The organism is Streptomyces sp. NPDC005266 (assembly GCF_040607655.1).
Lineage (GTDB): Bacteria > Actinomycetota > Actinomycetes > Streptomycetales > Streptomycetaceae > Streptomyces.
On sequence record NZ_JBEXHC010000030.1, the window covers coordinates 75,714 to 84,232 of the forward strand.

General features: G+C 65.7%; 6 protein-coding genes. 3 read left to right on the plus strand and 3 right to left on the minus strand.

The features are described from left to right. The first annotated feature begins 126 nt into the window (after positions 1–126). Genes ABZU99_RS33145 through ABZU99_RS33155 form a run of 3 tightly spaced genes read left to right on the plus strand, consistent with a single transcriptional unit; the run spans position 127 to position 2,899 of the window. Positions 127–582 (plus strand): very short patch repair endonuclease, encoded by a 456-nt coding sequence (locus ABZU99_RS33145; protein ID WP_356048067.1) that lies wholly within the window; start codon positions 127–129, stop codon positions 580–582. Next, a complete protein-coding gene (locus tag ABZU99_RS33150) occupies positions 579–1,586 on the plus strand; it encodes a DNA cytosine methyltransferase (protein ID WP_356048069.1) in 1,008 nt (335 codons plus the stop codon). Before ABZU99_RS33145 ends, ABZU99_RS33150 begins: the two co-directional genes overlap by 4 nt. After that, positions 1,583–2,899 carry a DNA cytosine methyltransferase gene (locus ABZU99_RS33155; protein ID WP_356048071.1) on the plus strand — a complete coding sequence of 439 codons (1,317 nt, stop codon included), beginning with the start codon at positions 1,583–1,585 and terminating at the stop codon, positions 2,897–2,899. The genes ABZU99_RS33150 and ABZU99_RS33155 overlap by 4 nt, the downstream gene beginning before the upstream one ends. On the opposite strand, the gene ABZU99_RS33160 is transcribed toward ABZU99_RS33155, so the two are convergent. From ABZU99_RS33160 to ABZU99_RS33170, 3 genes are read right to left on the minus strand one after another with little or no spacing between them, the layout of a single operon-like run. Beyond that, entirely contained in the window at positions 2,868–3,755 is an 888-nt protein-coding gene (locus ABZU99_RS33160; RefSeq protein ID WP_356048073.1) for a DUF6339 family protein, read from the minus strand. The two genes, ABZU99_RS33155 and ABZU99_RS33160, sit on opposite strands and share 32 nt — an antisense overlap. After that, entirely contained in the window at positions 3,752–4,750 is a 999-nt protein-coding gene (locus tag ABZU99_RS33165) for a hypothetical protein (RefSeq protein WP_356048075.1), read from the minus strand. The genes ABZU99_RS33160 and ABZU99_RS33165 overlap by 4 nt, the downstream gene beginning before the upstream one ends. Further along, positions 4,747–8,325, minus strand: coding sequence for a sigma-70 family RNA polymerase sigma factor (locus ABZU99_RS33170; protein WP_356048076.1), 3,579 nt, complete (start codon positions 8,323–8,325; stop codon positions 4,747–4,749). Before ABZU99_RS33170 ends, ABZU99_RS33165 begins: the two co-directional genes overlap by 4 nt. Between the last annotated feature and the right edge of the window lie 194 nt (positions 8,326–8,519).

Sequence of the window (8,519 nt, forward strand, 5' to 3'; positions counted from 1 at the left end):
CCTTCCTGCTGGGCGACATGCAGAGCGCGGTGGTGCGGAGCAGCCCGAACCGTCCCAGCACCCAGGACTCGGCGTGACTCCGCGATCGTGGCCCGAGAGGACATCGGGAAGTAGGACACTGGGGCCATGCGCGTAGCACACCCCTCCAGCCCCGGCGTCTCGGCCCGGATGAGCCGGCAGACCAACCGGGACACCAGTGCAGAACGGGCGGTGCGGCAGCTCCTCCATGCCTCCCGATACCGCTACCGGATCCACTATCCGGTGCCCGGCATGCCCAGGCGGAAGATCGACATCGCGTTTACGGGTGTCAGGTTGGCCGTCCTCATCGACGGCTGTTTCTGGCACGGCTGCCCGGAGCACGCCACCAGTCCCAAGGCGAACGCGGAATGGTGGCGCCAGAAGCTCGATCGCAACATCGAGCGGGACCGGGAGACGAACGCGCAGTTGCTGGCCGAAGGCTGGAAGGTGCTGCGCTTCTGGGAACACGAGTCACCGGACGCCATCATGCGTCAGGTGGCCGCAGCGGTCGACCGGGAGAAGGCCGACAGACGGAAACGACGGCGAGAGGGCGGGGGCCTATGAGCGAACTACGATTCGTCGATCTGTGTACGGGGGCGGGTGGACTGGCCTTGGGACTGGAACAGGCCGGCTTCGAACCCGTACTGCTCCTGGACGAGAAGCCGGTGGCCTGCGACACGCTGCGCATGAACCGACCGGCGTGGCAGGTTCTGGGAACGGACCTGCTGGAATTCTCCCCTTCGCAGCACCAGGAAATCTACGACGTCGATCTGTTGTCCGCCGGTCTGCCGCGCGTCAAGTCCAGCGCCACCTTCGCGCGCACCGAGACGGAGGCAGAGCTGCGATTGCTGGAGGCAGCCGTCTACCTGGCACATGCCGTCCAGCCCCGAGCGCTGCTCATCGAGAACGTACCGGGGCTGGTGGACGCGCCCGACTACGAGCCGATACGGGACTTCATCCGCAAGGAGCTCGATCATCTCGGCTACCGGTTTCGGTGGTTCGTCCTGAACGCAGCCGACTTCGGGGTGCCGCAGGACCGGAAGCAAGGGCTGCTCGTCGCGCTCAAGGAGCAGTACTTCGAGGCGTTCCGTTCACCGGAGCCGACGGTTCGCGAGCATCTGTCCGTGGGTCGCGCCCTGCGCCGCTCGATGGCCATGCGCGGTTGGCGGGACGCCGACCGATGGGCAGCTCAGGCGCTCAATGTGGCCCCGACCCTGGTGGGTGGGTCGGACAGGCGGGGAGGCGCGGATCTGGGACTGACAGGGACGAAGAAGGCCTGGGCCCGGATGGGAGTCGATGGGGGCACCGTGGCCGACGACGTCCCTGGCCCGGACTTCGTCTGGGCTCCTGAGACGGGACGTAACGGGATGGTGAGGATCACGACGGCCCAGGCCGCGCTTCTGCAGGGCTTCCCGTCCGATTGGCGATTCGCCGGGAAGAAGACGGCCCGCTATCGCCAGATCGGGCACGCCTCACCACCGCCGGTGGGCAGGGCGCTCGGGCTGGCGATCCGAGCCGCACTCGGGGCGCCCGCGGACCCTGTTGCCGGCTACACTTCAACCCCATGAACAACTCGGGAACACACGCTCACCATCTCGACGATGTACGCATCTTGGACCTTTTCGCAGGTCCTGGCGGACTCGATGTGGCGGCGCACTTCCTGGGTTTCAAGAGCATCGGGATCGAGTGGGACCGGAACGCGTGCGAGACGCGCTACGCGGCAGGACTGCCGACGATTCACGCAGATGTGAGCGTCATGCGTGAGACCCGCTTCGACCAAATCCCCAAATCGGTCGACGTGCTCGCCGGGGGCCCACCATGTCAGTCCTTTTCCGTCGCAGGCAACGGCGCGGGACGGCGAGCGCTGGACACGGTGAAGGAGTTCATCCACCGCCTTGTGGACGGAGAGGACGAAGCCAGAATCGACGAGGATCTGCACTCCCTCGGCGACTCACGCACGGCGTTGGTCCTGGAACCCCTCCGCTGGCTCATCAAAGCAATCGAAACGGAGGGCCGTGACCCGTACAAGGTGATCGTCCTGGAGCAGGTACCCGCGGTCCTGCCTCTCTGGGAGGTCTACGCGAAGCTTCTGCGCGGCGGCGAAGGACGACTCGCGGGCATCAAGTACGAAGCGGAATGCTGGGAGTTGAAGACCGAGCAGTTCGGGGTGCCACAGACACGCACACGCGCGGTACTCGTCGCACGGCTGCCGGGCGAGGGGGCCATTGAACCGCTCGAAGCGACTCACCTGCCCTTCGACCTGCATCGGGGGAAACGCACCGCGGTCCAGACGGATATGTTCCCGACTGATTTCACGATTTCCGGGGCCAAGCAACGCTGGATCTCCATGGCGGAGGCGCTCGATGCAGCGAGCAAGCTGAAGGACTCCCCCGTGGATGTGTCCCGGCTCCGGACGGGAGGTGAAATGAGGTTCTTCATCGTGTCGAACTACGGTTCCGGAGGCGACCCGAAGAACCGAGGCCGACGCAAGTCCTCCGAGCCCGCCTTCACGGTCACCGGGAAGATCTCTCGAAACAAGGTCTACAAAAGCCTCGCGGACTACGAAACCGACCGATTCGACCGTTTCACCATTCCGGAAGCCGGAGTTCTCCAAACTTTCCCACACAACTACCCGTGGTCCGGGAACGACCAGGCCCAGCAGGTCGGCAATGCCGTACCTCCACGCCTGGGCATGCATGTACTGGGCAGGGCATTGCGTGGGGACACCCCCTCGGATGAGGAATTGGCAGCCTCGAGCACGTGGCCGAGCGTGTCCCGGCCCACCACGGATGAACTGCGTCGCCTCGGGTGCGGTGATCAGAGTCAATGTCCTCCGGAGTCACACAAGGTCACTCGCTCTCGCCGGGAGACCGCCCCCTGATCTGCGCGTCCGCAAACACTTCCGCAAAGTGACCGACCAGCCGCTCAACCGACTCCGTTGGAGCCGGCTGCTCCTCCGGGCCCTCGGGCAGATTGTTCCTGGGCGATGGGAGAGAGGATTCGGCACCCGCGACCCAGTCGCGCAGCGGCTCCCCGTCGCGTTCCACGTCCGGAGCTATGACGTCGTACATCAGGGTCGCCGCAGCGGCGTTGACCGCGGACGTCATGGCGTTCACTTCACGACCGGTGCGAACGGTCCCTCGCTCCATCATCCTGACGAGAGCCAGAGCGGTAGGGCGATGGTCGATGACATCCAGCCGAAGAGCCGAGTTGAGCATGTCCTGATTGCCGCAAGCCACGACGACGGGTCGGTAGTCCGAGCCGTCGCGGAAGAGTTCGGCCGCCCACCAGAGCCGGGCGAACGTCTGCTTGTAGTGCGGTCCGACGAATCTGTCCCGGGCCACGCGGCCGGGCGAACCATCCGCCTTCGGCTCGGACAGGTGCCGCCAGACGACGTAGTCCGGAGCCACCCCGAGGGCCATATATGTCCAGAGCCCTTTGTCGGCCGCTTCCCTGCGAGTCAACCGAAAGGTCTCGTGCAGGCGCGGTGCCAGCCACGCATCCGCTGCCGTGGGGCGTTCGTCCTGGAACCTGGTCATGGCGTCGTCGATCAGATCTCGTACCCGGTCCAGCCGCAGCCGTGCGTCGTCGCCGGGCAGCGTCTCGGCAGCCTTGTTCAGCGCGATGGAAGGGACATCCTCGCGTCCCTCCAGCAGCCCTGAGGAGATGTACTCGGCAGCCTGCAGGTCGGAGATCAGAGCAAGCCGTTCCGGCAGGTACTCGGGACGGTAAGTCACGCGTGGGTCTCCTGGTCGAGTCGTTCGATGTCGCGGACAGCGCCGGCCAACCTTTGGGCGACCTCGGCGCGACGGGCGGCCGCGTACTGAATACGCGCTTGTAGATCCGTCCAGCTCCCCTCGCCGATACGGCGGCTGTGCACCTCTCGGAGAGCGTTCTCCTCCGACTGCCCGGGGACGACGTCCGGGAGCATCTCGCGCAGCACCGCGCCTCGCCAGTCGGGTGGGAAGAGCGGAGTCCCGTCATCCTCGATCTCCAGGTCACCGATGGCGGTGTGGAAGACCGCTGTCCACACATCGGAAGACATCTGGGCCAGCAGCATCTCGCGCAGGATGCTCTTCACCTTCGAGCCTTGGTTTTCCACGAGCGCTACGAGCCCCTCGAAATCCGAGTTCAGGCGGACGGTGGGCATCCGCCCCGCGGTGTCCAGGACCCAGGGTGCACCCTGGAAACTCCGCAACCGCTCGCCACCACGGGTGAAGCTGACCGTGCTGACATCGAGTTCCCGATCCCTGAGCGGCTCTTCGGCCGTCACGTCGATCATCCACTCCTGGTCCTGGTCGGTCGAGGCGATGATCCGACCCTCTATCCCTCCGACTGTGGCCACCACATGCACAGCGAGGGACGCACGGTCCAGGTGGTCGTCCCGGTCGAGCTCGATCTCCCCGGTCCAGTCCTTGCCGCCTTCGGGACCGGGTACCAACCGCCCAACAGTGCGTGCGTTGGTGGCCCCCTCCGTCAGAACGGCGACAACCGCGACATCGGACCAGTGGCCCTTCTTCTCGATCTCACGAGCCGGTACGGTCGCCGTCAGGGCGAGCCGTGCACTCTGCCAGTCTGCGCGCTCGGCCATACCGAGCGCCACGACCCGCTCGACAACCGAGCACCCCTTGGCGTCCAACTGCTCTCGGGCGTCACCCGGGCCGCGTAGCCGCACGGCCCTGACCCGCGCCGTCACCGCCCCGGTCAGTCGGGGGTACGGGTAGACCCTCACGCGGCGCCTCCCTTGCTCTCGTGCAGTTCGACGAAAAGACCGGTCAGCGCGGCCCGCACCGAATGTGTGGAAACGTCGGTGACGCCTCGAAAGACGGCACGGCGGACCCCTGGCGGGAAGTGCAAAATCCCGTCGGCCAGTTCACAGTTTTCGACAGCGACGAGTTCGGCCCACTTGACCACTGGACGAGGGCCGGACCGGACATCCAGCTTGGCGACAGGGCTCATACGCCAGGGCCCTCCATCGGGCGCCACCTTGACCTCGGCGGTGATCTCCCACGCGCCGGAGGGGCCGATCGCTGCCTCCAGATCGTCCAGTTTCGGAGGTGTCACCGCCCCCCTGATCTTGGCGGCGGGCCTACCCGAGATCGGGAGCCGCTTGCGTACCTTGCCCGTGCCGCTCGACTTCTTGTCCTTGGGGAGCGCGACAAGTTCGTGCACGGCCTTGTTGGTCTCCGATGTCAACGCCGCAATCCGTCGATGGGCCGAGGGCGAATAGCGCATCCGCAACTCCTCGGTCTGGCCCCACTTGTTGTGCTCCGGCGGCTCGGAGGATCGCAGAAACTCCTCCGCCTCGGCCGCGAACGGGGCGTCGTCTCCCGCCGCACGCCCCGCGAGCAGAACTGCCTGGAACGGGTTGGTCGACGCAGGGAGGCCGGGCACCCAGCTGGTCTTGACCGTCATGCGATTTCCACGCATCGCGGTCACCCGATTGATCTTGCCATCGGCGTCACTGGCCTCGGTGACAAGCAGCACTGCCCGGTGCTCGCCGGCCGTACCGGTGAGGCCATCCCTTGCGGGAACCTTCAACGGCACGGTGATGTGCGCCACCTGTCCGGCCTCGGTGAGGCGGTCCACCGTGGTCCCGCTCAGAAACGCCCGAAGAGCACGCGAGCGAGCGGGTTGGTGCACGTGTGGCTCGACCCGCTCATCCTCGACGATCTCCACGCCATTGCGCAGCGTGCGCACGGAGGCCTCCAGCAATGGCTGGTGATCGCCACCCGCTGTCATCGCTGCCCAGAAGTTACGACCGAGGGCGCGAACCAACCTCTGGTGCATGCGCTCCAGGCTGTCCTCGTCGTCACCCGGGTCGCCCTCTTGGTCCAGCCCGGCCTCGGCGAGGCTGGCCACATCATGCGCTCCGACGATCAAGAACGATGTGCCAGGGTCATCACCCTCGCGGGTGAGATGAAGGTTCTCGACCGTCGCTTCGTCAGCCCACCAGGAGCGGACCACCTCCGCGTTGTCCGCCTCGGTGTCCGGCCTGCCCAACCAAGCGGGACCGGCAAATCGCCGGCCGTCCACCTCTCGCCAGGGCAGATCGAGCCGTCCGATCAGCCGCCGCCGGGTGTGCCCGTCGTGTGGTTCGGAGAGTGTCGAATTCATGAGGACGAGCCCCAAACGGCTGGTCGCCCAGAGCGTGGCCTTTCCGAGACCGTATGAACCGCCGGCCGACACGTCCGACTTGCGGCTGTCGAGTTGGCGGCGCACCACGGCGGCGAATCGGCCGTCCTCGTAGTCGTCACCGGTCAGCCCGTTGGCGTTGTAGTCGTCGACGCGCAGAAGGACCAGCCGATCTCGTTCGAGCATCTCCCCCAGACCGGCGCTGATGACGCGTCCGACCTTCTGGTCCTGGGCGGCGGCCGCCTCGTAGTGCGGATGGAGGTCGTGCCAGCGAATCGCTGTGAGGAACCGGGCAAGACTGTCACCGGTCAGTTCATGCAGGGTGTAGCGAACCCTGACCGGATCGTCGTTCCTCCTGTCGCGCTCGTCCAGGCTGTTCTGGGTCGCCTCACGGGCCAGCACCTCCAGATCGGCCTCGAAGGCGAAGGCCGCCGCGTTGCCGAACTCCCGGCCGCCGTCGTCGTGTCCGGGACGGTGGTACCACACCACTGGTGTCTCGGTGGGGTCGTCGCTCCGCTCGGGATCAGCCAGGGAGTCCTGCCCGGTTTCGTCCCCGGCTCCAAGGGCCTCCCGCACCCTGCCCAAGAGGTCCGGACGAGGCACGGAACGACCGTCCAGCCAGGCTTCGACAAGCGCTCGCGGCACTCCCAGCCGGCGTGCCAGTTCTCCTTCGTCCGCCCCATTTCCTTGCATCCGCTCGGCCAACCACCGGCCGAACTCTGTCTCCTTCGAGGTCATCGTTTCCTCTCTCCCGTCGGAACTGCTCACTGTCTCCGGCGCGTCGACGCTGTCGTTCGGAAGCGACTCGGCGGCCCTTGTGTCCTCCCGCCCTTCCGGACCTCCGCGAGGTGCGGAGCTTTCATCAACCTCCTGAGCGCTCTGCCGAGCCCCCGCCAGGCGACGGTGTTCCGCGTCAGGGCCGTCGGGCGTCAGACTCATGTGGTGCTTCATTGCCGTCAGCGCACGCTTCTCGAGCTGCCGAATACGTTCGCGTGTGACCCCGACTTGCCCACCAATTTGTTCAAGCGTCCAGGATTCGCCATCAGTGAACCCAAATCGCAGTTTAAGGATTTCCCGAATTCTGTCATCGAATTCGCACACGTCGAACAGCTGGAATATTTCTTCGCGCTCGAATTCGGGTCGTAGTACCTGCTCCGGTCCCGGTACCGGCCAAAACTCATCGACGACCAGCTCTCCAAGCGTCGCGTTCGCGTTCTCGCCGACGGGTTGGTCGAGCGACAGAATCGCCCGACGACCCAACCGCAGACACTCCATCACCTTTTCGGGGCTGAGACCACACGCCAGGGCCAGGTCATCGACATTAGGGGTCTTCCCCTGGCCAAGAAATTCGCGCTCCTTCCTACGCACCTTCTCGACGTCGGTCCAGATATGGACCGGAAGCCGAATGGCCGACCCTTCGTTGGCGATGGCCCGAGTGATGCGCTGCCGAATCCACCAAGTCGCATAGGTGGAGAACTTGCACCCCAAGGACACGTCGAACTTCTCCACAGCACGTATGAGCCCGATCATGCCGTGCTGTGCAAGATCGTCGTACATGGGACTGGTTGCCCAGTGCTGAAGGATCTTATGAACGAGCCGCTGATTGTGGACGACCATTGCGGAGAAGGCCCTGTACGCCTCGCCGTCCGGCGGAAGTGTCGCCAGGTAGCCATCGGGTAACGATCCCGATGACTCACCGGCGCCTCGGAACAAGAGAGACAGCCCCACTTCCTCCACGGCGCTCAGCACACGCTTGTGCGGCTCCGCGCACCACCGGTCGGCGTCGAGCAGGTCCCGAGCGGCACGACAAGCCCCGTCCGCGTCGTCGACACGCACCGTCCCTCGAAAGGATTCCACGTCCGGGACTTCCTCGTCCTCGGAGGGATCCAAGTCGTCGAGAACCTCGCCTGTACCAGCCGCGTCGTCGGATGTCGCACTCTGCGTGAAGTCCGACTCGTCTTCGACGTCCTCGTCCGCCACCTCCGCCGCCGCCACGGCTTCGTACAAGGCCTGGGCCTGCTGCATGTCCAGCCGCGCGGCCCTCATCACCTGCCGCAGAGCCGCGCGGCGTTCAACCCCTTCGACCGTGAACCGACGTATAAGGCCGACAAGCAGACCCCAACCGGCCTCATCCATCCGTCTGCCGGCCGCCCCACCGTGCTCCGTGGTCATCACGCCCCCGCGCCCACACTACGTCTCTCTCCCCTGTCCCCTCGTAGTTCATCACTCAACGGGCCGCCGTTACCAGCACTCTCACGGGACACGCTCACCCCAAGGGGTTCCGCCGCTCGATACTTTGAGAACGTATTGGCTTGACCATGGGGAGAGTTGATGCGGATCATTCCGAGCGAGATCTCGAGCAACAC

What these genes read in the sequence shown, in the direction of transcription:
- ABZU99_RS33145 (WP_356048067.1), top strand. Translation starts at nt 127, where the DNA reads ATGCGCGTAGCACACCCCTCCAGCCCCGGCGTCTCGGCCCGGATGAGC.
- ABZU99_RS33150 (WP_356048069.1), top strand. Translation starts at nt 579, where the DNA reads ATGAGCGAACTACGATTCGTCGATCTGTGTACGGGGGCGGGTGGACTG.
- ABZU99_RS33155 (WP_356048071.1), top strand. Translation starts at nt 1,583, where the DNA reads ATGAACAACTCGGGAACACACGCTCACCATCTCGACGATGTACGCATC.
- ABZU99_RS33170 (WP_356048076.1), bottom strand. Translation starts at nt 8,325, where the DNA reads ATGACCACGGAGCACGGTGGGGCGGCCGGCAGACGGATGGATGAGGCC.